General features: G+C 75.8%; 24 protein-coding genes. 13 read left to right on the top strand and 11 right to left on the bottom strand.

Annotated features, from left to right (window positions below):
* From ACFVUH_RS35780 to ACFVUH_RS35770, 3 genes are all read left to right on the top strand, one after another.
* Positions 1-1945 (top strand): dynamin family protein (locus ACFVUH_RS35780; protein ID WP_387917732.1); only part of this gene is annotated, 1945 nt, incomplete at its 5' end.
* A gap of 4 nt (positions 1946-1949) precedes the next feature.
* The gene (locus ACFVUH_RS35775) at positions 1950-2894 is read left to right on the top strand and encodes a hypothetical protein (RefSeq protein WP_387917731.1); all 945 of its coding nucleotides are present in this window, start codon (positions 1950-1952) and stop codon (positions 2892-2894) included.
* On the top strand, positions 2891-4366 hold the full coding sequence (locus ACFVUH_RS35770) for a dynamin family protein (RefSeq protein ID WP_387917730.1): 1476 nt from the start codon (positions 2891-2893) through the stop codon (positions 4364-4366). Before ACFVUH_RS35775 ends, ACFVUH_RS35770 begins: the two co-directional genes overlap by 4 nt.
* A 73-nt stretch (positions 4367-4439) precedes the next feature.
* Here ACFVUH_RS35770 and ACFVUH_RS35765 read toward each other — a convergent pair whose 3' ends face one another.
* Positions 4440-5099, bottom strand: coding sequence for a hypothetical protein (locus ACFVUH_RS35765; protein ID WP_387917728.1), 660 nt, complete (start codon positions 5097-5099; stop codon positions 4440-4442).
* A gap of 35 nt (positions 5100-5134) precedes the next feature.
* Positions 5135-5770 carry a hypothetical protein gene (locus ACFVUH_RS35760; protein WP_355359360.1) on the bottom strand — a complete coding sequence of 212 codons (636 nt, stop codon included), beginning with the start codon at positions 5768-5770 and terminating at the stop codon, positions 5135-5137.
* 393 nt (positions 5771-6163) lie between these two features.
* On the opposite strand from ACFVUH_RS35760, the gene ACFVUH_RS35755 reads away from it, so the two are divergent.
* Both ACFVUH_RS35755 and ACFVUH_RS35750 read left to right on the top strand, forming a co-directional pair.
* The gene (locus tag ACFVUH_RS35755; protein WP_387917727.1) at positions 6164-7546 is read left to right on the top strand and encodes an SMI1/KNR4 family protein; all 1383 of its coding nucleotides are present in this window, start codon (positions 6164-6166) and stop codon (positions 7544-7546) included.
* 298 nt (positions 7547-7844) lie between these two features.
* Complete coding sequence (locus tag ACFVUH_RS35750; RefSeq protein WP_387917725.1) at positions 7845-8492, top strand: hypothetical protein; 648 nt, start codon at positions 7845-7847, stop codon at positions 8490-8492.
* 18 nt (positions 8493-8510) lie between these two features.
* Here the strand turns inward: ACFVUH_RS35750 and ACFVUH_RS35745 are convergent, their stop codons facing one another.
* A complete protein-coding gene (locus ACFVUH_RS35745) occupies positions 8511-9581 on the bottom strand; it encodes a hypothetical protein (protein WP_387917724.1) in 1071 nt (356 codons plus the stop codon).
* The gene (locus ACFVUH_RS35740) at positions 9578-10342 is read right to left on the bottom strand and encodes a Crp/Fnr family transcriptional regulator (protein ID WP_355359372.1); all 765 of its coding nucleotides are present in this window, start codon (positions 10340-10342) and stop codon (positions 9578-9580) included. The genes ACFVUH_RS35745 and ACFVUH_RS35740 overlap by 4 nt, the downstream gene beginning before the upstream one ends.
* Before the next feature lie 220 nt (positions 10343-10562).
* On the opposite strand from ACFVUH_RS35740, the gene ACFVUH_RS35735 reads away from it, so the two are divergent.
* The gene (locus ACFVUH_RS35735; protein WP_355359375.1) at positions 10563-12137 is read left to right on the top strand and encodes a S8 family serine peptidase; all 1575 of its coding nucleotides are present in this window, start codon (positions 10563-10565) and stop codon (positions 12135-12137) included.
* Positions 12138-12151: 14 nt separating this feature from the next.
* Here the strand turns inward: ACFVUH_RS35735 and ACFVUH_RS35730 are convergent, their stop codons facing one another.
* Positions 12152-13054 carry a LysR family transcriptional regulator gene (locus tag ACFVUH_RS35730; RefSeq protein WP_387917722.1) on the bottom strand — a complete coding sequence of 301 codons (903 nt, stop codon included), beginning with the start codon at positions 13052-13054 and terminating at the stop codon, positions 12152-12154.
* Between the two features lie 115 nt (positions 13055-13169).
* On the opposite strand from ACFVUH_RS35730, the gene ACFVUH_RS35725 reads away from it, so the two are divergent.
* Genes ACFVUH_RS35725 through ACFVUH_RS35715 form a run of 3 tightly spaced genes read left to right on the top strand, consistent with a single transcriptional unit; the run spans position 13170 to position 15329 of the window.
* Positions 13170-14096 carry a pseudouridine-5'-phosphate glycosidase gene (locus tag ACFVUH_RS35725; protein ID WP_387917720.1) on the top strand — a complete coding sequence of 309 codons (927 nt, stop codon included), beginning with the start codon at positions 13170-13172 and terminating at the stop codon, positions 14094-14096.
* A gap of 3 nt (positions 14097-14099) precedes the next feature.
* Positions 14100-15005, top strand: coding sequence for a carbohydrate kinase family protein (locus ACFVUH_RS35720; RefSeq protein ID WP_387917719.1), 906 nt, complete (start codon positions 14100-14102; stop codon positions 15003-15005).
* 42 nt (positions 15006-15047) lie between these two features.
* Positions 15048-15329 (top strand): ATP-binding protein, encoded by a 282-nt coding sequence (locus tag ACFVUH_RS35715; RefSeq protein WP_387917717.1) that lies wholly within the window; start codon positions 15048-15050, stop codon positions 15327-15329.
* An 84-nt stretch (positions 15330-15413) separates the two neighbouring features.
* Here the strand turns inward: ACFVUH_RS35715 and ACFVUH_RS35710 are convergent, their stop codons facing one another.
* Positions 15414-15734: a hypothetical protein gene (locus tag ACFVUH_RS35710; protein ID WP_387917715.1), complete on the bottom strand. Its 321-nt coding sequence runs from the start codon at positions 15732-15734 to the stop codon at positions 15414-15416.
* 451 nt (positions 15735-16185) lie between these two features.
* Between ACFVUH_RS35710 and ACFVUH_RS35705 the strand changes: the two genes are divergently transcribed.
* From ACFVUH_RS35705 to ACFVUH_RS35695, 3 genes are all read left to right on the top strand, one after another.
* A complete protein-coding gene (locus tag ACFVUH_RS35705; protein ID WP_387917714.1) occupies positions 16186-16977 on the top strand; it encodes a putative protein N(5)-glutamine methyltransferase in 792 nt (263 codons plus the stop codon).
* Between the two features lie 68 nt (positions 16978-17045).
* Complete coding sequence (locus tag ACFVUH_RS35700; protein WP_387917712.1) at positions 17046-17909, top strand: NmrA family transcriptional regulator; 864 nt, start codon at positions 17046-17048, stop codon at positions 17907-17909.
* Between the two features lie 100 nt (positions 17910-18009).
* Positions 18010-18585: a DUF1772 domain-containing protein gene (locus ACFVUH_RS35695; RefSeq protein WP_387917710.1), complete on the top strand. Its 576-nt coding sequence runs from the start codon at positions 18010-18012 to the stop codon at positions 18583-18585.
* A gap of 90 nt (positions 18586-18675) precedes the next feature.
* On the opposite strand, the gene ACFVUH_RS35690 is transcribed toward ACFVUH_RS35695, so the two are convergent.
* The gene (locus tag ACFVUH_RS35690) at positions 18676-19437 is read right to left on the bottom strand and encodes a CPBP family intramembrane glutamic endopeptidase (protein ID WP_387917708.1); all 762 of its coding nucleotides are present in this window, start codon (positions 19435-19437) and stop codon (positions 18676-18678) included.
* 154 nt (positions 19438-19591) lie between these two features.
* On the opposite strand from ACFVUH_RS35690, the gene ACFVUH_RS35685 reads away from it, so the two are divergent.
* Positions 19592-20680, top strand: coding sequence for an AraC family transcriptional regulator (locus ACFVUH_RS35685; RefSeq protein WP_387917706.1), 1089 nt, complete (start codon positions 19592-19594; stop codon positions 20678-20680).
* Between the two features lie 35 nt (positions 20681-20715).
* Here ACFVUH_RS35685 and ACFVUH_RS35680 read toward each other — a convergent pair whose 3' ends face one another.
* The 4 genes from ACFVUH_RS35680 to ACFVUH_RS35665 all read right to left on the bottom strand — a co-directional run bounded on the left by ACFVUH_RS35680 (position 20716) and on the right by ACFVUH_RS35665 (position 23741).
* Positions 20716-21249 (bottom strand): anthrone oxygenase family protein, encoded by a 534-nt coding sequence (locus ACFVUH_RS35680; protein ID WP_387917705.1) that lies wholly within the window; start codon positions 21247-21249, stop codon positions 20716-20718.
* A 170-nt stretch (positions 21250-21419) separates the two neighbouring features.
* Positions 21420-22133, bottom strand: coding sequence for a histone deacetylase (locus tag ACFVUH_RS35675; RefSeq protein WP_387917703.1), 714 nt, complete (start codon positions 22131-22133; stop codon positions 21420-21422).
* Between the two features lie 11 nt (positions 22134-22144).
* Positions 22145-23179, bottom strand: a complete 1035-nt coding sequence (locus ACFVUH_RS35670; RefSeq protein ID WP_387917702.1) for an NUDIX hydrolase — start codon at positions 23177-23179, stop codon at positions 22145-22147.
* 49 nt (positions 23180-23228) lie between these two features.
* Positions 23229-23741: a GNAT family N-acetyltransferase gene (locus tag ACFVUH_RS35665; protein ID WP_387917701.1), complete on the bottom strand. Its 513-nt coding sequence runs from the start codon at positions 23739-23741 to the stop codon at positions 23229-23231.
* Positions 23742-23769: the final 28 nt, after the last annotated feature.

Here is a 23769-nt window from a genome sequence, read left to right as displayed (position 1 = left end):
CCCCGGACCCGGCATCCCCCCCGCCCCCGCCCCCCCCACCCCCACCCCCGCCGCCGGCGCCCGGCGCGTCCGCGCGGAGGCCGCCCGGGCCGCCGTCGGCGCCGCCTCCCTGGTCGTCGTCGGCGAGAAGAAGCGCGGCAAGAGCTCGACCATCAACAGCCTGGTCGGCGTCTGGGACCTCCTCCCGGTCGACGCCGACGTGGCGACCGGCGTCCACGTCGTCGTCCGCCACGGTGAACGCCCGCGCGCCGAGGCCTTCCTGCTGCCCGGCACCAACCCGGCCGACGGCACGCCGGGGACCGCCCCCGCCCCCGCCCCCGACGACGCCGCGCCGCGCCCGGAACCGATCCCGCTGGAGCGGATCGCCGAGTACGCCGCCGTCGACCCGGCCACCGGCCGCCCGCACCGCTCCGACGTGCACCACGTCGAGGTCGAACTGCCCGTCCCGCTGCTCGCCGCCGGCCTGGAACTCGTCGACACCCCCGGCGTCGGCGGCCTGGTCAGCGGCCACGCCCAACTCGCCCTGGCCGCCCTGGAGAACGCCGACGCGCTGGTCTTCGTGGTCGACGGATCCAGCGAACTCACCCGCTCCGAACTGGACTTCCTCGCCCGCGCGACCGAGCGCACCGCCGAGACGGTCTTCGTGCTCACCAAGACCGACAGCCACGACGCCTGGCCCGCCGTCCTCGAACGCAACCGTGAACTGCTCGCCCGGCACGCTCCCCGGCACGCCGAGGCTCCCTGGTTCCCGGTCAGCAACCGGGCCCGTCGGGACGCCGCCGACGCCGCCGGATCGGGCGAACTCCAGGACGCGGAAGAGCTGTTGGAGGAGAGCGGCTTCGAAGCGCTGGACGCGCTGCTGCGCCGCCGGATCGCCGCCCGCGCCGCCGACCTGCGGCTCGCCAACGTGGTGCACGTCGGCCTCGCCGCGCTCGCCGCCCCGCTCGCCGACCAGGAGCTGCACCTGCGCTCGCTGCAGCAGGACCCGACCCTGGCCGCCGAGGTCGAGCGCGCCGAGCAGGCGCTGCGGCTGCTCCAGCCGGAGAGCGCCCAGTGGCGGCGTGCTCTGACGACGGGCGCCCGCGACCTCAAGAACACCCTCCAACTCGGCTTCCGGCGCAGCCTCAACGACGTCCGCCAGCTCGCCGAGGCGAGGATCGCCACCGCCGAACCCGCGGCTCTGGCCCAGGAGTTCCCGGCCGAGCTGGAGGCCCAGGTGGAGGCGGTCTGGCTGCAGCTCGACAACGCCGCCCGGCGCGGTCTGGCCGTCCTGGAGGAGCGGGTGCGGACCGAGTGCGCCACGGTGCTCGACGCCGGACGGCCGGATGCCGACCGCGGGTCCGCCGGACGGCCCGGAACGGAGCTCGCCGCGGTCGAGGGCGGCGCCGTGATCCGCGCCGAACGCGGCGCCGCGCTGCCGGAGATGGTGCACTCCACGCACCGGGACGGCGGCGCCCTGGGCGTGATCGAGAGCGTCATCCCGTCGGTCGGCACCGCCGCCACCTTCGGCACCGTGGTCGCCCTGGTCACCAGCAGCGTGTTGCTGCCCGCCGTCGCCGGCTACGCGATGCTCGCCGTGCTCACCCGCCGCCGTCGCCGGCGCGCCGAACTCGGCCGGGTGCGCGGCGACGCCACCCGCCACCTCAACCGGGTGCTCACCGAGCTGAGCACCGAGATCCCCGCCCAGATCACCGCCCACGTCGACGAACTGACCGACCGGCTCGCCGTCGCGCTCGACCAGGCGATCGCCGACGAGCGGATCCGGCTGGAGCGCCAACTCGCCGACCACCGGCGCAACCTGGCCACCGCCGCGGCCGACCTCGGCGCCGCCCGGGACCGCGCCAAGCGCCGGATCGGCTCGCTCACCGCCCTGCGCGACGAGGGCCTCGCCCTCGCCCACGCGCTCGGTGCCACCACCGGCACACCCGACCCGTACCGGAGCTGACCGCATGGACCTGATGAACCTGCGGGTGGTCGCCCTCGGCCACAGCAGCGCGGGCAAGAGCAGCTACCTGGCCGCGATGTTCACCCACCTCGCCACCGACCGCAAGGGCTTCCGGCTGGTCACCGCCGACCGCCGCACCGCCGACGAACTGACCATCACCGGGCGCCAGTTGCGCAAAGGGGTCTACCCGCCGCCGTCCTCGCGGCGCACCGAGCTGGCGGCCGGCCTGCGGTACGGGCGGAGCGAGATCATGGGCTTCGAGTGGACGGACTACCGGGGCGGGGCGCTCACCAGCTCCGCCGCCGACGACCCGGAGACCGCCCAGCTGCTGGAACGGCTCACCCACGCGGACGCGGTGGTCGTCTTCGCCGACGCCCACCGCCTCGCCACCGACCCCGACTCCCACGACGAGGTGCGCCGCACCGTCGTCCTGCTGCACCGCGCCGTCGACGGACAGCGGACGCCGCTGCCGGTCGTGCTCGCCTACACCAAGGCCGACCTGGTGAGGGACCCCGCCGACTGGGCCCGCGCCCGGGCGGCCATGGGCCCGCTGGAGGAGCTGGTGGCCGAGGGCGGCCGGGTCCGCGGGACGGCGGTCGCGGTCTCCTGCGGACCCTCGCCGCGCGGCGTCGCCGTGCCGGTGCTGTGGTGCCTGTCCACCCTGCTCAGCCACCAGGAGCGGCAGGTGGCGGGGCACCTGGAGACGGCGGAGGGCTTCGTCGAGGACCTGCGCAAGGAGGCCAACGGCATCGACAGCCTGGTCTCCTGGTTCAAGGGCGTGGAGAGCGCGGCCAAGCGGCTCAAGTCCTGGGAGGAGGAGCTGCGCGAGCGCAAGGAGGAGCTGGCCGTCCTGAGCCGCCCGGCCCGGCGTCTGGCCAAGCTGCTGGACCGTGAGCAGCGCGGCACCGCCCCGCCGGCCGGCGCGCCCGCCCGGGCGGTGAGGCGGTGACCGTCCCCGCGCCCGACGCGGAACTCGCCCCGGTGGTGGCCGCGTTCTGCGCCGAGCTGGCCGGCAGGCTGCCGCCCGGGCCGACCGCGGAGGCGGTCCGGGCGGTCCACGAACGGCTGGCCGAGCGCACCCTGCGGATCGCCGTCGGCGGCCGGATGAACGCGGGCAAGTCCACCCTGGTGAACGCCCTGCTCGGCCGTCGGCTCGCCGCCTCGGCCGCCACCGAGTGCACCACGGTGGTCGCCTGGTTCCGGCCCGGCCGGCTCAACCGGATCCAGGTCCGGCAGCGGGACGGCACCGCCCACTGGCAGGCCGGCGGTCTGCCGCGCGACCCCCGGGACCTCGGCGTGAGCACCGACCGGATCGCCGAGGTCGTCGTCGAGGCCGCCGGACTGCGGCCCGCCGGCGACTGCGTGCTCGTCGACACCCCCGGCCTCGACTCGCTCAGCGGCCTCGACGAGCCGGCGCTGGACGCCCTCGCCCGCGCCGACGCGATGATCTACGTCATGCCGCACCCCGGCGCGGGTGACGCCGAGGCGCTGGGAGCCCTGCGCGCCCAGGCCGACGGCCGGATGACCGCGCTCAACGCCGTCGGCGTGCTCAGCCGGATCGACCTGCTCGGCGAGGGCCACGGCGACCCCTGGCCGCGCGCCCGGCAGGTCGCCGCGACCAACGCCGGCCGGCTCGCCGGACTGGTCGACGAGGTGCTCCCGGTGGTCGGCCTGCTCGCCCAGACCGCCCTCGGCGACGACTTCACCGAACCGGACGCCGCCCTGGTCCGCCGACTCGCCGAGGCCCCCGCCGGCGCGCTGCGCCGCGCCCTCTACTCCGGTCGGCGCTTCCTCGACCGGGACGACGCGCCGCTCACCCGCCCCGAACGGGAGCGGCTGCTCGGCCTGCTCGGCGTGCACGGCATCGACACCGCCCTGACCGCCGCCCGCCGGGCCCGCGCCGAGGGCCGCCCGATCGGGGCCGCCGCCCTGCTCGCCGAGTTCCGGGCGGCCTCCGGCATCGCCGCCGTCGTCGAGCACCTGCGGCTGCGCTTCGTCGACGCCGCTGACGCACTGCGCTCGGCCGCCGCGCTGGGCGCCGTCGAGACGGCCCTCGGTTCCGGTGCGGGCCTGCCCGCCGATGTCCTGCGGGAGGCCCGTACCCGGATCGGCGAGCTGCGCGGGCACCCGGAGCTGCGCCGCCATGAACTCGCGCGGGCCCTGGCCGCGGTGGCCGGGCAGCGGCTCGAACTCGACCAGGACACCGCCGCCGCCCTGATCGCCCTCGCCACCGGCCGCACCCCCGCCGCCCGGCTGCGCCTGCCCGACGACACCGGCCCCGCCGACCTGCGCCGGGCGGCGGCGCGGGCCGTGCGGGACTGGCGCCGCCTGGAGGACGGTCCGCTGCGCGACGTCGGACGCTACGCGCGGATCGCCCGCGAACTGTGCGAGGGCATCTACTTCGCCACCCCGCCCGCCTGACGCGCGCTGCGAGGAGGCACCGTGCGGGGCGGCGCCGCGTGGCTCGGCGCCGCGCGGGTCAGGGTTGTGCCCGTCAGGGCCCGGTGGGGGTGGGGGTGGGGGTCGGGGTGGGGACGCCGGGGCCGGTCGGTGGGGTGCTCGGCCGGGGCATGCAGGGCTTGGTGGAGGTCGGGGCCGGCACCCCCGGGGTGGGGGTGGGGAACTCGCACTCGCTCGGGTAGATCGGCCCGATCATCTGGACCTGGCTGACCTGGTACGGCCCCTGTCCGTACCAGCCGTGGAAGGTGACGGTCACCTGCCGGGAGTCGCCGATGAGGAGCGTCGTGGCCAGGGACTTGAAGGTCGTCCCGCTGTCCCAGAGCGTCACCTCCCCGGTGTCCGTACCGGTCCCGGAGATGGTCACGAAGGTGTAGGGGCCGGACATGTACGCCGAGAACTGGTAGCGGGTGCCGGGCACGACCGGCACCGTCTGCGTGCAGCCGGCGTAGTCCGTTCCGCTGGGGCGGCCCTCGACGATCTGGCCGGTCTGGACGAACTCGCCCTGGCAGTTCCAGCCCAGGGAGAGCGGGTGGCGGAAGTTGCCGTTCTGGATCCAGTCCAGCGGCGCGGGCTGGGCGGTGGCGGTCCCGTGCGCGGTGAGGGCGGCGGTGCCGGCCAGGACGAGGGCGCCGAGGGCGGCGCCGACGGAGCTGCCGCGATGGGCGTGGCGGGGGCGGGGGCGGAACGAGCGCATGGCATCCTCCGATGCGAGGTGGGGGCGGTCGGCCGTCAGGGGATGTACGTACGCTGGCAGGTGGGGGACGGCGAGGGGGTCGCGGGGCCGTCGGTCGCCGTCGGCGACGGGGCGGGCGACTCGCCGCACGGGCTCGGTTCGAACCCGGGGCCGACGAAGGACACCCGCCGTACGTCGTAGGGCGCCTGCTCGTACCAGCCGTGGAAGTACACGGTCAGCTCGGTGGTGGCCGGCCCGGTGGTGACCTGCACGGCCAGGTTGTTCCAACTGCTCTGGCTCGACCAGGTGGAGGCGTTCTCACCGGCCGCGCCGGTGACGCCGACGAAGGCGAACGCACCGCGCACCGTGGCGGAGAGCGTGTAGTCGGAGTTCGGCTGGACCCGTACCCGCTGGGCGCACCGCGCGTTGCCGGTGGCGGTCGGAGAACCCGTGACGTAGTGGTCGTGCGGGATGCTGCTGGACCGGACGCCGGAGTCGCACGTCCAGATCCAGGGGTACGAGTCGAAGGCCCCGTTGAGGATCAGGTCGACCCTCGGGAGCGGATCGGCCGCCGTGACGGCCAGGCCGACGGTCGAGGCGGCCGCGGTGAGGGCGGCGACGGCGAGGCCGACGGGCAGCCCGCCGTGTCCGCGTCGGCGGGTGGCGGGGCGGGGGTGAACGGGTGCACGCATGCCGTCTCCGGGTGGGGGTGCCGATGGGGCAGCGGTGCGAGGGAGTGGTGCACACCATGGTGGACACGGCCCGCCGCCGTCAAGAGGAGGACGGGGCTCCGAGCGGACGGCCCCGCCGGGCTTCATCGCCCCTCGGCAGAAGGTGTGATGACGCGGGGTCAGATCGGTTCGGAGCGTCGCAGGACCGGTACCTCCCAGGATCGTGGGATGTCCCCGCGGCGGCCGTCGCTGCCAGGATGCGGCGGACGGAGTTCCACCCGATCCGGCCGTCTCGAAGGGGAGGCCCGAGTCCACGACGATCCGCCGACCGGCCGCCGCCTCGGGTCCGCCGGTCGACGGGGCTGTCGTAGGGGGCGGGCACAATCGCGCACACCGCACTCATCGGAGGCCCGTTTGTCCTCGCTGTATGACTTCAGAACCTGGGAACCGCTGCTGCGGCTGCTGCGGGCCGCGCACGCGCAGACGCTGGCCGTACCGGGCGGCCAGGTGGCGGGGAGCATCGGCCGCGGCTCGTACAGCGTGCCCGTGAAGTGGCGCTACCCGCAGCCCGGTCGGGCCATGCTGGTGTCGGACAACCGGGCGGAGCACGAGGCGATCGAGCGGGTGCGGGACACGCTCGCCGGGGCCGGGGTGAGCGACATCGAGTTCACCGCGGAGATCCCGCCGAACGGGGCGGCGGTGCTGCGGCTGTTCGACCACGGGCCGGCGGCCGTGTCCGGCATCGGCAGGGCGGTGGGCGCGCTGACCCTGGTCGAGGGCGCCGTCCCCGAGCCGTGGCGCCGCCTGCCCGAGCCGTCGGACAGGGCCCGCCCGGCCCCGTCGGCGGACGCGGCACTGCTGGAACGGGCGCTTCGCGAACGGCTGCCGGACGCCATCGGCGCGACCGAGGAGGAGATCGCCGCCGCCGAGCAGCGTCTGGGCCTTCCCCTGCCCGAGGAGGTCAGGGCGCTCTACCGGGTGACGCGCGCAGGGTGGGAGGACTGGCTGGCCGATCCCGAGGCCGGCCGGCGCCTCGTGGCGACGCTCGGCTTCGAACCGGTCGCTCCGGAACACCTCGACGTCGCCCACCTGTCCCACCGTTGGTCGTTCCAGTGGGAGCACGCGGCGACGGAGGCGGCTCTCACCGGGCCCGACGACGCGGTGCAGGACCTGGTCGGTTCTGCGGGATGGATCGTCATCGGCGTCACCGGGGGAGGGGACCAGGTCGCCGTCGACCTCACGCCGGGCCCCCGCGGTCACCTCGGCCAGGTCATCGTGCTCGACCACGAGCAGAGCGTCGGCGCGTCGTTGTGGGCCGAATCGCTCACCGACCTGGTCCTCGGCCCGGAGCGGAGCTGGTACACCGGATACCGTGGGAACAAGCGACCGGTCACGGCCATCGTCCACGACCGGAGCATCGGAAGCATCGAGGGCGCCGCCCATCCCGCGCTGGAGGTCCTGCAGATCGGGGCGTGGACCGGTGCACCGCTGAGCCTCGCCCCCGTCGTCGGCCTGCCCCGCCTGCGCACGCTGTGCGCCTACCCCGGCACGCTGGCCGACCCGCTGGAGATCGCCGCGCTGACCGGGCTGGAGTTCCTCGAACTCGCTCCCGAGGACTGGCGCGCCCTGCTCGACGCCGGAGCCGTTCCGCGCGGCCTCTCGGCCGCCGCGATCCGGACGTTCGGCCGGAACGGCACGCGGCCCGTCATGGCGCTGGCGGACGAGATCCTCGCGCTCTTCGGCCGCCCCCTGATCACCGAGACCGTCGTCAACGGCGACCTCGGCCCCCTGTCGTAGCAGGAGGCGACGGTGGTGACGCGTCCGGGCCCCGGAGGGTGAGGATCAGCTCGGCGGCGGGTCCGGCCGGGGAGACACCGGCCGGACCGGCGGCGATGACGGCGGCCCGGGTACGACGCCCCTCGCCCACCGCACTCCGGTATCCGGACCGTGGTTCTTCGCCGGCCCGGGGCGGTGGGGCCACCGTGGACGGACGGCCCGGCGGCCGGATCGGGGCGTCCGGCATGATGGGCGCCGTACGAAGCGTCCGTACGAAGTGTCCGGACGGGGTGCGGGTCGGACCGGGGAGGGCTGGCTGATGAGGCGACTGGCGGTGGCGGCGGCAGCGGGGGTGCTGGCGGGCACGGTGGCGGTGACCGGGTGCGGAAGCATCAGCAGCACCGGTACCGGCGGCGGGGGGAGCGCCGCGTCCACCGCCGCATCGGCCGCATCGGCGGCATCCGCGGCACCCGCCGCGTCCGGCTACGCCGAGGAGGTGCGGAAGGGTGTCGCCGAGCACGACCGGCTCTTCCCCGCGGTGGCGGCGGTGGGCTGCGCGTCCGTGCCGCCGAGCCCCTCCGCCGGAGGTACGGGCACCGCGTCCCAGACGCCCGACTGGTGGGCGGCCAAGCACGCCGAGAACTCGATGTACAAGCAGATGGCGCCGCTCAACGCGGTGGACCGCTGCCGGGGCGAGGCGCACAGCAGGCGCATCTCCGAGGCCGTGAAGGCGCGCGCCGGCTCGGCACCGCTCACCCAGGACGACGTGCGGGGCATCCTGGAGTCGCTCGGCTATCCGCGCAACAGCGCCCAGTTCGTGGTCACGGGCGGCGGCGAGGTGTCCTTCGAGCTCACCATCCCGGGCGCCGGCCCCTGCGTCGTCGGTCGGGTCGGGAAAGCCGTCACCGTCGAGGCGCACGGGAGCTATCTGGACGGCGGCTGCTCGGAGCCGAAGGGCGGCCACTGACCCGGGCGGCTGACCGGCTCAGTGGTGCGGCCCGTGGCCCCAGGGGTCCGACGGGTCGTCGGGCGGCTCGTGGCCGTGCCGGTCCTGGTGGTCCTGGTGGCCGTGCGGGTCGTGGTGGTCGTCGTACGGGGTTCCGGCGTCCTCGTGGTGCGGGTCGTGGTGGTGGTGCGGGTCGGTGGACCAGGCATCGGTGTCGTAGCCGTCGTGGTGCTGCCAGTGGTCGTCGTGGTGGTCCGGGAGGTGGTCGGTCCGCTGGTCCGGGTGGTGCCCGTCGTCGTGCCCGTGGTGGTGGTCCCGGTCGTGGTCCCGGTCGTGGTCGTGGTGCGCGTCCGGCTCGTGGTGGCCGTGATGCTCGTGGTGGCCGTCGTCGTGGTGGTGCGGCGGGGCGACGCCCAGGGCGGCGCCGGCCAGCGCGTCGCCCAGCCCGCGCAGCAGCGCCGAGCCCGCCGCCCGGCGGCGGGAGCCGGCCGGGGCCGGCGAAGGCAGCGGCACCAGCGCGCCCGAGCGGGGCGTGCCCACCCAGGCGCGCGCCTCGAAGCGCTTGGCCGGGATCGCCACGGTGATCTCGGTGAACTCCTCGACCGGTACGCCGTCCGCGCCCGCCGCGACGGTGTCGGTGAACAGGTCGTCGGCGATCACCACCGCCAGGTCGGTGTCCGGCGCGCCCTTCAGCGCGGCCCGGGCCTCCTGGCAGTCCAGCAGCCGGCAGGCCGTCTCCACCGAGCGGGCCACGAAGCCCAGCGCCGCCCGCTGCACCCCGCCCTGGGCGAGGGCCGCCCGCACCCGCAGCCGCCCGGCGGTCCCGGGTGTCCGGTTGAGCGTGTGCAGCGCGTCGCGCAGGCCGAGGACCAGGCCCGGCAGCGCCTTCGCCTCGTCGACGTCGGGCGGCAGCAGGAGCAGTTGGCCGTCGCCCCGGTCCTGGGCCTCGCAGCGCGCCCGGTCGACGCCGGCCCGGCCGCAGGCGTGGTCCAGCGCACGGTCGAGCCGCTCCTGGACCTTCTGCTGCACCCGGTACGGCCGGCCGCTGTAGGCCTCGATGTCGACGACCAGGCAGATCCGGCGCAGCCGGGGCGCCACCGCGTCGCTCATGACCGGCCACCGCCGTCCGCCGGCAGCGGCACGCCGGCCGCCCGGGCGAGCAGATCCGGGTCGCGGACGACGAGTTCGCGGTAGCTGGTGCGGACCGCGCCCTGGTCCCGCAGGGTGCGCAGCGAGCGTTCGACGCTGGCGGGGGAGAGCCGGGCGAGCGCGGCCAGGTCGGCGTGGCTGAGCGGGATGTCGATCCGCAGGCCGTCCTCGCCGGGGGCGCCGTAGGAGCCGAGCAGGGTGTGCAGGGTGCGAGCGAGCCGGGCCAGGCCGGTGCCGTGGCCGGCGTCGACCCGGTGGCGGGTGGCGGAGCGGAGCTTGCGGGTGACCGAGCGCTGGACGGCGAGGGCGGCGGCGGGCCGGTCGGCGAGGAAGTCGAGGAAGGCGGGGCCGCCGATCTCCCGGGTGGTGCTGGTGCGCACCGCGAGGACGCTCGCCGAGCGCGGTTCGCCGTCCAACACGGCCAGTTCACCGAGGAGTTCACCTGGCAGGCGGACGGCGAGCAGGGCCTCGCCGCCGTCCTCCGCGGCGGCGACCACCTTGACGCAGCCGGTCAGCAGCAGGGCGGCCCGGTCGCCCGGGTCGCCCTCGATCATCAGGGCCTCGCCCGGGGCGTACACCCGCCGGGTGCCCAGCCGCCCGAGTTCCCGCAGGTCCGCGGCGTCGAGGCCGCTGAACGGACCGCGGACGAAGCGGGCGACCGGGGCGCCGCCGGGTCTGCCCGGCCCCCCGTCGGGTCCGGTGACGTCGCGCGCGCTGTGCATGGTGCCTGCCCCCACCCGGTCGGCAACCCGCCCCGACGGGGCGATTCCGTACGGAAGATAGCGCACCGCCCGGCGCGGTGTCAGGCCCGGTGCGTCGCGCTCCCGCCGTCGTCCCGTTCCACCGGACCGCGCATCTGCTTAAGGACAACGACCAATGGTTGCCTAGGAGCTGACGATCCATCAGGCTTTCGGTAGGTCGACATCGGAGGGGGACGGGACGATGACTCCAGGGCAACGGCTGCGCAGGGTCTGCGCGGTGCTCGGTACGGCGGCGGTCCTGACGATCGGGGCGGGCGGGGTGTTCCCCGCCGCGGCGGCGGCCCCGGAGGGGGTGGTGCAGGGCGAGGGCTCGCCCTCCGCCGTCCCCGGAAGCTATCTGGTGGTGCTCAAGCCCGAAGCCGCGAAGGGGAGTTCGATGGCGGACGGCGCGGCGGCGCTGGCCCGCGCCTACGGCGGCACGGTGCGCCGCAGCTACGACGCGGCGCTGCGCGGCTTCTCCGCGGGCCTCACCGGGAAGCAGGCCCGCCGGCTGGCCGCCGACCCGTCGGTGGCGCTGGTCTCGCAGAACCGCCGGGTGCGGGCCGACGGCGTGCAGACGGCGCCGGGGTCCTGGGGCCTGGACCGGATCGACCAGCGCCGCTTCCCGTACGACGACCGCTACGCCTACCCGGACACGGCGGGCGCGGGGGTGACGGCGTACATCGTGGACACCGGGGTGCGGATCACCGCCGAGGAGTTCGAGGGGCGCGCCTCCTACGGCTACGACGCGATCGACGGCGACAACGTCGCGGACGACGGTCACGGCCACGGCACGCACGTCGCGGGGACGGTCGCCAGCGCGTCCTTCGGGGTCGCCAAGGCTGCGAAGATCGTCGCCGTGCGGGTGCTCAACGACGACGGCGAGGGCACCACCGAGCAGGTGGTCGCGGGCATCGACTGGGTCACCAGGAACGCCGTCCGCCCGGCCGTCGTCAACATGAGCCTGGGCAGCGACCCGGACCCGGTGCTGGACGCCGCGGTCGCGGGGTCCATCGCGGCGGGCCTGACCTACACGGTCGCCGCGGGCAACCAGAGCGTGGACGCGAGCCAGCACTCCCCGGCCCGGGTGCCGAGCGCCATCACCGTCGGCGCGACCGACCGGGGCGACGTCCAGGCCTCGTTCTCCAACTACGGTCCCCTGGTGGACCTCTACGCGCCAGGGGTGGACATCACCTCGGTGTGGCACGTGGTCGACATCGGCGGTCTGGGCATCGACATGTCGGGCACCTCGATGGCCGCCCCGCACGCGGCGGGCGCCGTCGCGCTGTACCTGGCGTCGCACCCTGGCGCCACCCCCGCCCAGGTGTCCGCGGCGCTGACCTCGGCGGCGACCGTCGGCTCGCTGACCGGTCTCGGCACGGGCTCCCCGGACCGCCTGCTGTACACCGGCACGGTGGCGAACCGGCCGCGCGGCCCGCTGTTCGCCGCCCCGGGCCCGGTGACCTTCGACGGGATCGGCACGGTCGAGTCGCCCGTCACCGTCACCGGGGTCGCCGGCAAGGCGCCCCGCGACCTCGACGTCTCCGTGGACATCGCCTACTGGTGGCGCGGGGACCTCAAGGTTGAGCTGGTCGCCCCGGACGGCGCGGTGTTCCTGCTGCACGACACCAACATCGGAGAGGCCTACACGAACCTCGTCGCCGTCTACGGCGTGGACGCCTCCGCGCACACCGCGGCCGGGGTCTGGCGGCTGCGGGTGACCGACGTCGGCGGCTACTTCCCCGGCACGGTCAACGGCTGGTCGCTGCGGTTCTGAGCGTCCTTCGCAGGTCAGGACGGGTCCAGGGCGGCCGCCTCCTCGCGGATCAGCTCGCGCAGCGCGGCGAGCGCGGGGCGGCGGTCGTCCAGGCGCCACTGCAACTCCAGCGGCAGGGTGGCGCGGCCGGCCAGCCGTACGGTGACCACGTCGCCGGTGAGGTGGCCGGTCATCGAGGCGGGGACGAGCGAGAACGCCCGGCTCTGCGCCAGCAGGTAGAGCCGGGAGCCGACGATCCGGGCCGGGCCCACCAGGACCGGCGGCTCCACCCCGCGCTCGGCGCACAGCGCCAGGACGTGGTCGTAGTAGCGCGGGCTCTGCTCGCGCGGCCACAACAGCAGCGGCAGGTCGCCCAGTTCGTCCAGCCGCACGGCGTCCCGCCCGGCCAGCGGGTGGTCCCGGCTGAGCGCGATCCGCACCGGCTCGTCCGCGATGCGCTCCCGCCGGTAGCCGGGGACGTCGTCGAGGAAGCGGCCGAGGCCGATATCGGCCAGTTCGGCGGCCAGCGTCGGCGAGACCCGCCCGGTGTCCACCGACAGCTCGGCCAGCAGCAGCTCCGGCAGCTCCCGTTCGGCCCGGCTCACCACGGCCGGCAGCAGCCGGTTGACCACGGTGGGGGAGGCGACGATCCGCGCCGTGCCCAGCCGGGCCTCCTCGTGCAGCCGCACCCGGGCGAGCAGCGCGTCGGCCCGGGCCAGCAGTCCGGCGGACTCGGCGGCCATCACCTCCCCGGCGGAGGTCAGCCGCACCGCCCGCCGGCTGCGGTCGAACAGCTCCACCCCGACGGTCCGCTCCAGCCGGGCGACCTCCTGGCTGACCGTGGGCTGCGAGATGTGCAGCCGCTCGGCGGCCCGGCCGAAGTGCAGGGTGTCGGCCACCGCGAGGAAGACCTCCAGCTGGCGCAGGGTGAGACTCATAGCTGGAAGTCTATGAGAAGGGCCGGTATTCATTCTGGATCCCGATGTGATCGCTCCCTACGCTGAAGCCACCGCTGCCACACCGTGGTGGCAGCCTCACAGGGAGCACACCACCATGACCGGACTGCCCATCCGCATCTCCGAGGAAGTCACCGAGGCCGTCGCCGTCGGCGCCCCCGTCGTCGCCCTGGAGTCGACGATCTTCACCCACGGGCTGCCCCGGCCGCGCAACCTGGAGGTCGCGCTGGAGGCGGAGGAGCGGCTGCGGTCCACCGGCGTCGTCCCGGCCACCATCGGCGTCTACGCGGGCGTGCCCACGGTCGGCCTGTCCACCGGGCAGATCAAGGAACTGTCCGAGGCCGACGACCTCGACAAGGCCAGCCAGCGCGACCTCCCGGTGGTCGCCGCGCTCGGCCGCCACGGCGGCACCACGGTCGCCGCCACCGCCTTCCTCGCGCACCGCGCCGGCATCCGGGTCTTCTCCACCGGCGGCCTCGGCGGCGTCCACTTCGGTGCCTCCGAGAGCTTCGACGAGTCCGCGGACCTGACCACCCTGGCCGCCACCCCGGTCACCGTGATCAGCGCCGGCGTGAAGTCGATCCTCGACATCCGGGCCACCCTGGAGCGCTTCGAGACCCTCAACATCCCGGTCATCGGCTACCGCACCCGCAACTACCCCGGCTTCTACGTCACCGACTCCGGCCACCGGATCGGCTACCAGGTCGACTCCCCCGAGCAGGCCGCCAAGGTGATCGAGGCCCGCGACGGACTGGACCTGCCGCAGGCCGTCCTGATCGCCAACCCGGTCGACCCGGACAAGCAGCTCCCGCCGAAGGAACTGGACGCGCTGCTCACCCGCGCCTGGGCCGAGGCCGAGCGCCAGGGCGTCACCGGCAACGCCTCCACCCCGTTCCTGCTCGACTACATCCAGCGCGACACCCAGGGGCGCAGCCTGGAGGTGAACGTCGAGGTCTACCGGGGCAACGTCCGGCTGGGCGGCGAGATCGCCATCGCGCTGGCCGCCGCCCGAAACGAGGGCTGACGCGTGCTCGGAGTGCTCGGCGACCTCGTGGAGGACATCGTCGTCTGGGTGGCCGGCCCACTGCGGCACGGCACCGACTCCGACGCCCGGGTCTTCCGGCAGCGCGGCGGCAGCGCCGCCAACGTCGCCGCCTTCGCCGCCGGACAGTGCCCGACGAGGTTCCTCGGCTGCGTCGGCGACGACCCGGCCGGGCACGGCCTGGCCGCCGAACTGGCCGGCCACGGCGTGGACGTCCGGGTCGCGCGGCACGGGCGGACCGGCAGCATCGTGGTCCTCATCGACGACGCCGGTGAGCGCACCATGCTCCCCGACCGGGGCGCGGCCACCCTGCTGGAGACCGTCCCGGACGCCTGGCTGGACGGGCTGACCCACCTGCACGTGCCCGCCTACTCCTTCGACGGCGAGCCGGTCGGCACGGCGGCCGTCGACGCGCTGCGCCGGGTCCGCGCGGCCGGCGGCACCACCTCGCTGGACGCCTCCTCCACCGGCATGCTGGAGGGCTTCGGCCGCGAGCGCTTCCTGACCCTCGCCGCCGACCTCGCGCCCAGCCTGCTGTTCGCCAACCGCGAGGAGTCCGCGTACCTGGGGCTGCTCACCGACGGGCGCCCCGGGCCGCAGCGCGCCCGGCTGGCGGCCACCACGGTGGTCACCAAGTCCGGCGCCGAGGCGACCACCGTCGACGTGCCGGGGGAGCGGCCGTTCACCGTGCCGGTGCCGCCGGTCGGCGAGGTCCGCGACCTCACCGGCGCGGGCGACGCCTTCGCGGCGGGCTTCCTGGCCGCCTTCCTGGACGGCCGGCTGACGGGCACCGGGCTCGGCGAGGCCGGGCTGCGCGAGGCCGCGGCGCGGGGGCACCGCTGTGCGGCGCGGGTGCTGGCCTCACCCGGCGCGTCCTGCCCGCCGGACTGAGTCACCCGCGCCACCGGGGCCGACCCGCAGCGGCCGGGGTGGGTGCGCCCCACCGTCGCCAACACCGGCCCCGCGCTGACGACCGGCCCCGCGCTGACGACCGGCCCCGCGCTGACGGAGGAGGCCGTGGCCACCTTCACCGAGCCCTTCCTGCGCGGGCGCGGGCGCACCGCCGAGAGCGATCCGGCCCGCCGCGGTCACGGCCTGGGCCTGGCGATCGTGGCGGCCGTCGCCGAGGCCCACCACGGCGAACTCCAGCCGGCCCCCGAACCGGCCGGCGGCCTCCGGGTGACCCTCGACCTGCCCGGCCCGCCCGAGGCGTAGCGCGCCGACGGCGGCCCGGTGCCGGCCGCCCACGACGCCGCCCCGCCCCCTCGGCCGTACGAGGGGGCGGGGCGGCGCGGTCCGTCAGTCCAGGGCCAGGAAGCTGCCGACGTGCTCGTCCGGCCGGAACTCGCCCGGGCCCAGGGGGTTGAGGATCTTGGTCTGACAGTTGCCGTCGGGGAACAGCAGGATGGTGCCGCCGGTCCGGTTGGCGATCGCGGTGTCGGCGCCGAGGCCGGGGTAGCACTGGCCGCCCTGCGGGTCCCGGGTCTGCTTGAACTGGCTGCCGTTCTCCTGGATCACGACGCCGGGCGCCGCCGAGGCGGTCGGAACGTTGACGAAGGACAGGGCGAGGACGCCGGCGGTGGCCACGAGGGCCGCGCGGGGACCGAAACGCATGCGCATGGGGAACTCCCGTACTGGGTCGATGGGGGTACGTCACCGGGAGCCCGAAGCCCGAAACCCGAGCGGTCGGCGCCTCGCCGCTCCCGGTGACGGGTACCCCGGCCCGGTACCGGCCGCCCGCACGGGACCGCTGGTTCACCCGAAGAGCTTCGGACACCCGCCGAGTCGGTGGCCGGAGCACCGCGAAAAACCGGGCGCACCCGCGCCGCGGGTGCGGTATGGTGACGGGCGCCACAAGAGAGCGAGTAGAGACGGGGAGGTGAGAACCCATGACCGCTGTGCCGGAACGGGTGCTCCCCGGCCGCGACGGCGACACCCTCGTGCGGGACCACGCCCGGCCGTAGCGCCGGCCGCAGTCCGGAGCGCGCGGGAGCGTTCGCCATCGGGCCAGGCATGGGGCGGGAGCCCCGGGTCGGACGACGTCCTCCCACCTGTGCTCCGAGGGGTTCCCTTGCCTGTCCACCCGTCCGCCGACCTCCGCTCCACCGTCACCGCCCGGCTTCGCGCCGCCGGTTGCGTCTTCGCCGAGGACGAGGCCCGCATCCTGCTGGCCGCCGCCGCGACGCCAACCGAACTCGCCGCCATGGTCCATGACCGGGCCGCCGGCCGACCGCTCGAACACGTCGCCGGCTGGGCCGAGTTCGCCGGTCTGCGGATCGCCGTCGACCCCGGCGTCTTCGTCCCCAGGCGGCGCAGCGAGTTCCTGGCCCGCGCCGCCGGCGCGCTCGCCCGCGAGAACGCGCTGGTGGTCGATCTGTGCTGCGGCACCGGCGCCCTCGGCGCGGCGCTCGCCGCCACCGCGGGCCACCCTGTCCGGCTGTACGCCGCCGACCTCGACCCCGCCGCCGTCCGCTGCGCCCGTCGCAACCTCGCGCCGAGCGGCGCCGAGGTGTTCGAGGGAGACCTCTTCGACGCGCTGCCCTCCGGCCTGCGCGGCCGGGTGGACGTGCTGCTCGCCAACGTCCCGTACGTGCCCACCGCCGACATCGCGCTGCTGCCGGCCGAGGCCCGGCTGTTCGAGGCCCGCCCGGCACTGGACGGCGGCGCCGACGGCCTGGACGTGCTGCGCCGGGTGGCCGCCGACGCCCCGCACTGGCTCGCCCCGGGCGGCGCCCTGCTCTTCGAGACCAGCGGCCGGCAGGCCGCCACCGCCCTCGGTGTGGTCACCGCCGCCGGCCTGACCGCCGCCCTCGGCCACGACGACGACCTCGACGCCACCGTGGTCACCGCCGTCCGCCCGTAGACGCGCACACATGCGGCTGAGCGCGACAGCCATGTCCGGGCGGTGGCGCGCGGAGTTGACTGATGCCCATGAACGAGAACGCGAACGCGAACAGCACCCAGCAGCCCAGCACCTCCACCACCGCCGCCCGGACCGTCCTGGTCACCGGCGGGACCGGCAAGACCGGCCGACGCGTGGCCGAGCGCCTCACCGCGCTCGGCCACACCGCCCGGATCGGCTCGCGCACCGCGCCGGTCCCGTTCGACTGGGACGACGACACCACCTGGGACGCCGCCCTCGACGGTGTCGGCGCCGCCTACCTCGCCTACTACCCCGACCTCGCCTTCCCCGGCGCGGTCGAGACCGTCGGGGCCTTCGCCCGGCACGCCGCCAAGGCCGGGGTCGACCACCTGGTACTGCTCTCCGGGCGGGGCGAGGAGGCCGCGCAGGCCGCCGAGGCGGCGGTCGCCGCGGCCGGTACCGGCTGGACGGTGGTCCGCTGCTCCTGGTTCGCCCAGAACTTCTCCGAGAGCTTCTTCCTGGAGGCGGTGCTCGCGGGTGAGCTGGCGCTGCCGACCGGCACCGCCGTCGAGCCGTTCGTCGACGCGGACGACATCGCCGACGTCGCCGTGGCGGCGCTCACCGAGGACGGCCACGACGGCGAGATCTACGAGCTGACCGGCCCGCGCCTGCTCTCCTTCGCGGACGCCGCCGCCGAACTCTCCGCGGCGACCGGGCGGGAGATCCGCTTCACGGCGATCACCGTCGAGGAGTGCCGCGCGATGCTGGCGGCCCTCGGTCTGCCCGGCGACTTCGCCGACCTGTTCACGATGATCCTGGACGGCCGCAACGCCAGCCTGGCGGACGGCGTGCGGCGGGCGCTCGGCCGGGAGCCGCGCGACTTCGCCGACTTCGCCCGGGACGCCGCTGCCTCCGGCGTCTGGAAGGTCTGAACACCCCTGCCGAGCCCCGCAGTTCAGCACCCTGCGGCCCGGGGATCCCGCACCTGGTCCCCGGGCCGCCGCCCGCCCCGACACCTCCTGGAGCCCGCTCATGCCCGCCGCCGCCACCACTGCCGCCACCGCTGCCGCTGCCGCTGCCACGACCGCCGTCGCCGCCCCCGCCCGCGAGCTCGCCGCCACCGGACCGGTGCTCGCCACCGCCGCCACCGCGATGGGCCTGATGTCCGGCCTCTTCTTCGCCTTCGACGTGTCCGTGATGCCCGGCCTCGCCGCCGGGGACGACCGCACCTGTGTGACCGCGATGCAGAACATCAACACCGCCATCACCAACCCCGTCTTCGGCGCGGTCTTCGTGGGCGCCCTCGCCATGCCCGCCGTCGGCACCTGGCTGCTGCACCGCTCCGGGCGGCGCGCCGCCACCCTGTGGACGGCTGTGGCGACCGTCCTCTACCTCGCCGCGCTCGTCCTCACCGCCGCCGTCAACATCCCGCTCAACGACCGGCTCGCCGCGGCCGGGGACCCCGCCGCCATCACCGACCTCGCCGCCGTCCGGGCCGCCTTCGTGCCCACCTGGACGACCGCCAACATCGCCCGCACCGTGCTCTGCACCGCCGCCCTGGCCGCCCTCACCCGCGCCCTCCTGGTCCACCGCCGCCCTGGCCGCTGAGCGGTCGGCCGCGCCGACCCGCCCGCCGTCGTGGAGCGGCGTCCCCGGTGAGGACCCGTGGTTCGCGACACCCGAGCGGAAGGCTCGTGGCTACAGCTGGACCGGAGCACCGCCGGCCGGCTCCGGTGCCGGCAGCCCCCGCACCTGCCGGCGCAGCAGCACGAGGCCCAGTGCGAGGCTGACGATCATGTCAAGTCCCTGCAGCCAGTCGGGCGTTCGGCCGGGCGAGTAGATCCCCAGGTAGTCCGCCTGGGCGTGCACCAGGACCAGCGGCCAGACGCTCCCGATGACGAGGCGTGCCGCGCCGAGGCAGAACCCGAACAGACCCGCGGACAGCAGCTGCCACCGGGTGTCGTTCCAGGACGCCCCGAAGAACAGGTAGTTGTCCAGGTGGGCCGCCCCGAACAGCACCGCGCTCAGGACCACCGAGCGCACCGCGCCCAGCGGTCGTGCGACCTGGAGGACCAGTGCCCGATAACCGAGCTCCTCACTGAGGCCGATGCCGAGGGTGAGCACCACGCCGCCGATCAGCGTCGGCGTGTCGCCTTCGAGACCGGGCAGCGCCGCGAGGCCGGACACCGCCACGACCGGCAGCAGCACCGGCCAGCGGGCGAGCCCGCCCCAGGTCGCCACCCCCGCGACCCGCATCATCCCCCAGGCCCGCAGCAGTACCAGTGCCGCCGCCGCGGCCACCAGGTTGACCACCGTCGGACCCAACTGCGGGAACCAGTGCGGCGTCAGCGCAGGCAGCACCTTCGCCACCAGCACCACCACGCCCTGCCACCCCAACGCGAGTTCCACCGCCCCGAGCACCGGGCGACGGCGCACGTGCTCTCCCCAGCGCGTCACCATGCTGCGAGCATAGGCCACACCCCGGGTCCCGGAGCCCCCGCGATTCCGGTCGCCGGCGGTGCGGGGTCTGGCCGGGCGGCGGGGCCGCAGGGCGGGCGCGACAGTCGATCAACTGTCGCGCACGGTACGGCGGGACCCCCTAGGCTTGCCCGCCATGGACACCCTGACCGGGCTGCTCGACGGCCCCAAGGCCCGCGGCGCGTTCGTGCTGCGCTCCGTCCTCAGCACGCCGTGGGCGCTGCGGATCGAGGACCGCGCGCCGCTGTCGCTGCTCACCATGCTGGACGGCGAGGCGTGGATCCTGCCCGACGGCGGGCAGCCGGTGCTGGTCCGGCCGGGGGACCTCGCGCTGCTGCGCGGGCCGGACGCCTACACCGTCGCGGACGATCCGCGGACCGAGCCGGAGATCGTCATCGGACCCGGGCAGATCTGCTCCAAGGACGGCGTCGGTGTCGCCACCTCGATGGCCCTCGGGGTGCGGACCTGGGGCGAGAGCCGGCCGGGCGACGAGCACCCGTCGGTGATGCTGACCGGCACCTACCTGGCCGAGCACGAGATCGGCCGCCGGCTGCTGGCCCACCTGCCGACCCTGCTGGTACGACCGGCCGGGGTGAACACCACCGAGGACACCCTGGTCCGGCTGCTCGCCACCGAGGTCACCCGGGCCGAGCCCGGCCAGGAGGTGGTGCTGGACCGGCTGTTGGACCTCCTGGTGGTCGGGGTGCTGCGCGGCTGGCTGGCCGCCCCGGACGCCGATGCGCCCGGCTGGCTGCGGGCCCAGGCCGACGAGGTGGTCGGTCCCGCGCTGCGGCTGCTGCACGACGACCCGGCCCGGCCGTGGACGGTGGCGTCGCTCGCCGCCGAGGTCGGGGTCTCCCGGGCCGGGCTGGCCCGGCGGTTCACGGCGCTGGTCGGCGAGCCGCCGATGGCCTACCTGGCGAACTGGCGGCTGACGGTGGCCGCCGACCTGCTGCGCGACCCGGAGCTCACCATCGCGGCCGTGGCCCGGCGGGTCGGCTACGGCGACGCGTTCGCGCTCAGCACCGCGTTCAAGCGGGTGCGGGGGCTGACCCCGCAGGAACACCGCCGGCTAGCTGCCGCCGGAGCTCCGGACGCCGGCCCGGACGGCGTTCCGGGGAGCGCTCGGGGGGATGGTCCGGCCGGGGCGGCCGGGGCGGCGACGGGCGCCGGGGTGTCATCGTCCCGACCCGGGCCCACCACGGTGGTGCTGGCGGCCGGCTGAGCGCCGAAGAGGCTCCAACCGGAGTGCCGGGCGCCTCAGTTCGGCCTCATGTCGCAGTGCAGGACCAGCGCCCAGCAGAGGAAGCCGAGCGCCGCGGTGGACAGCAGCGCCCGCGCCGCGGTCCACCGCATCCGCCGCGCGCCGCACCGGTCGAACGACTCGGTGTGCCACGCCCGGTCCTCCCGGTCCTCCCGGTCCTCCCGCTCCTGCCGGCCCGCCCCGCCCGACCGGTCGGCGTCCGCCAGCGCCTGGCTCAGCGGGAGGTTGACCACCCTGGTCGCCACCAGCGAGCCGGTGTAGCAGACCAGTGCGCCGACCGACGCGGGCAGCGCCTGGCGTGCGTCGCTCGGCAGGTGCAGCAGGACGGACGCGCCCGTGAACACCAGCGCGCCGACGAAACCCAGCAGGTACCACCCGTTGAGGACGGCCACGTTGAGCCGTTGCATCACCTGGACCACCGTGAGACTGTCAGCCGTGCGAAGCCCCGGTGTCAGCGAGGCGTAGGTGTAGAAGAGCCCGGAGGTCACTCCGGTGGTGACGGTCGCCGCCACCAGTGCGAAGACCCGCATCGCCTCCATGCCGCCCTGCCCCCGTCCTCTCGGTCGGCGCCGCCCGGTCGAAGCGGCCCCGAGTGCCGATCATCCGTCATCGAACGGCCGCTTGCCCACCGAATTGGCCGATAGGGCAATGATGATGACGAATGGTCATGGCCGGGCGGCCGGAACCCGACCGCGGAGGCTCAGCCTCCGGTGCGCCGCCCGGCGAGCGCGGCGAGCAGCGTGTCGACGGTCCAGTGCCCGGCGGCGCCCGGGCGGGTGCTCAGGTAGGCGGCGGTGCGGCGCGGCGACCAGCCGTGCGCCTCGGCCAGTCCGGTGGCGAGGTTGCGCAGGTAGCGGGCGCGCGGGGGGTTGAGCGGGGCCTCGGCCAGGGACCACGGGGCGGTGAACGTCAGCACGGGGACGCCGTCCAGCGTGCCGGGGCACACCAGGGTCTGGTACCGGCCCGGCCCCTGAGGGTCGCGCCCGGTCCGCAGCACGGTGGCCAGGTCGAGGTCGGCGCCCGGCCCGCCGCCCATCTCCTGGGCGGCGATGTCGCTGAACTGTTCGGCGGTCAGCAGGTATGCCCGAGCGGGCACGGTGCCGGGGCGCTGCGGGTCGTGGAGCGCCATGCCGCCGCCCCAGGTCCGCGACTCCAGGGCGAAGTAGAGCAGCCCGGGCAGCCGCACCGGCACCGAACGCCGGGGCGGCCTGGCGTCGCGGCAGCCGGGGTAGTCCCGTTCGCCCTCCTCGGGCCGCCCGCCGCGCAGGTAGCAGGCGAGCCGTCCGGCGTGCATGTTCGAGCCGTACGCGGCGTACCAGACCAGCGGCGGCGCGGCCGGGGGCGGGTCGGCGGGCGGCGCTTCGGCGGGCCCGGGGTCGGCCGGCGGGCCGACGAGCGGTCGGATCTGCTCCACGGCCGGTGACGCTACCCGCCCGACCAGCCGGGAGCGCGGACGACAGACCCGAGCCCGGGCGGGTAGCTCGCGGTGACGGCGCGCCCGGCCGCGCGGGCCGCCAGCGCCTGCCGCGCCGCGTACCCCCGGGCCGGACCGGCCGCGGCGTCCAGGTCCTCGCCCGGGTGGAACCAGGCCCAGTCGGTGATCTCCCCGTCCGGGCAGTGCAGCCGGACCGCCGCGGGGTCGGCGGTCCCGAAATCGTGGAAGAACTGCACGATGGGGTGGTCCGCGCCCGGGGCCGGATGCTGCCAGACCACCGCGAGCAGCGGTCCGGGCGGCCGGTCGAGTCCGGTCTCCTCCCGCAGTTCACGGGCCGCCCCGGTCGGCGAGTCCTCATGGGCGTCGAGCACACCGCCCGGGAAGTTCCACCGTCCGGCGTCCGGCCGCGGGTCCGGCTCCCGGACCCGCGGCATCACCATCAGCAGCCGGCCGTCCGGCGCGGTCACCACGGCGGCCGTGCACAGCCACGCGCGCGGCGTCGTGGCCAGCCATTGGGGGCGCGGCAGGTGCGGGCGGGCCGGAGCGTGCGCCCGCAGGAACCGGACGGTGGCGGGGGAGACACCGGGCAGGTTGTCCGTGAAGAACCAGGCGTGCGTGGTGTGCCGGGGGAGCACGAGCCGGTGCAACGCGCCGGGCGCGCTTGCCGACAGCGCGAACACCTGCCGCCGCGCCGGGTGGGGCCCGCCGTCGTCGGGCCCGTCCTCGAACACCCCGGCCGGCTGCACTGCCTCGGCGGTCACCCCGCAGACCTCGGCCAGCGTGCGAACGGCCGCCGCGGCCGGCGTCTCGGCCGGGCGGACGGGGGCGGACGGCAGCTCCCAGCCGCCGTCCGGGCGGCGCAGCAGCAGGACCCGGCCGAGCGCGTCCGTGATGAGCACGGCGGCGACGAGCGCGGCGGCGGCATGCTCGGCGGTGGCGGGCACGTTGACGGCGGGCACGTTGACGGCGGGTTCGGCTGCGGCGGGTTCGGCGGTGAGCGGTGAGGGGCGGGACGAACGTTCCACCTGGAGGCCTCCTTCGACGGGACGGGTGGGCCCACGGGCCGGCGGCGCGTCAGTGGCCGCCGGGCGGTGGTCGTGTGGCACCGAGGTCCAGCCGCATGTACCCGTCCACCGGCCCGAAGCCGAGCGTCCGGTACAGCGGCGCCCCGGCCTCGGTGGCCCGCAGTTCGATGGACCCGCAGCCGCACGCCCCGAGCGCCTCGACCAGCGCCGCCGTCACGGCCCGGGCGTGCCCGCGCCGCCGGTGCGCCGGGTCGGTGACCACCGTGTGGATCCGCCCCCACCGCCCCATCGGGTGGGTCGGGCCCCGGTAGCCGCGGTAGACGATGCCGATCGCGCAGGCGGCCAGTCCGCCGCCGTCGGCCGGCACCACGTAGGCGAGCAGGTCCGGGTCGCGGCCCAGCCGGGCGCGCATGTCCTCGCGGAAGGTGGTGCGCCACGCCTCGTCGAGCGGTCCGCCGTCCAGCACCGCGACCCGCAGCCGCAACAACTCGTCGGCGTCCCCGGGCCCGGCCGGCCGTACCCCGCCACCCGCCGCGCCGCCACCCGCCGCGTCCCGACCCAACCGGGTCACCTCCGTCCGCCGCTCGCCG

Source organism: Kitasatospora sp. NPDC058032, from assembly GCF_042885845.1.
In the GTDB taxonomy this organism is placed as follows: Bacteria; Actinomycetota; Actinomycetes; order Streptomycetales; family Streptomycetaceae; genus Kitasatospora.
The sequence above is the reverse complement of the archived record's forward strand: the minus strand, read 5'-3'. Positions and strand labels throughout refer to the sequence as shown.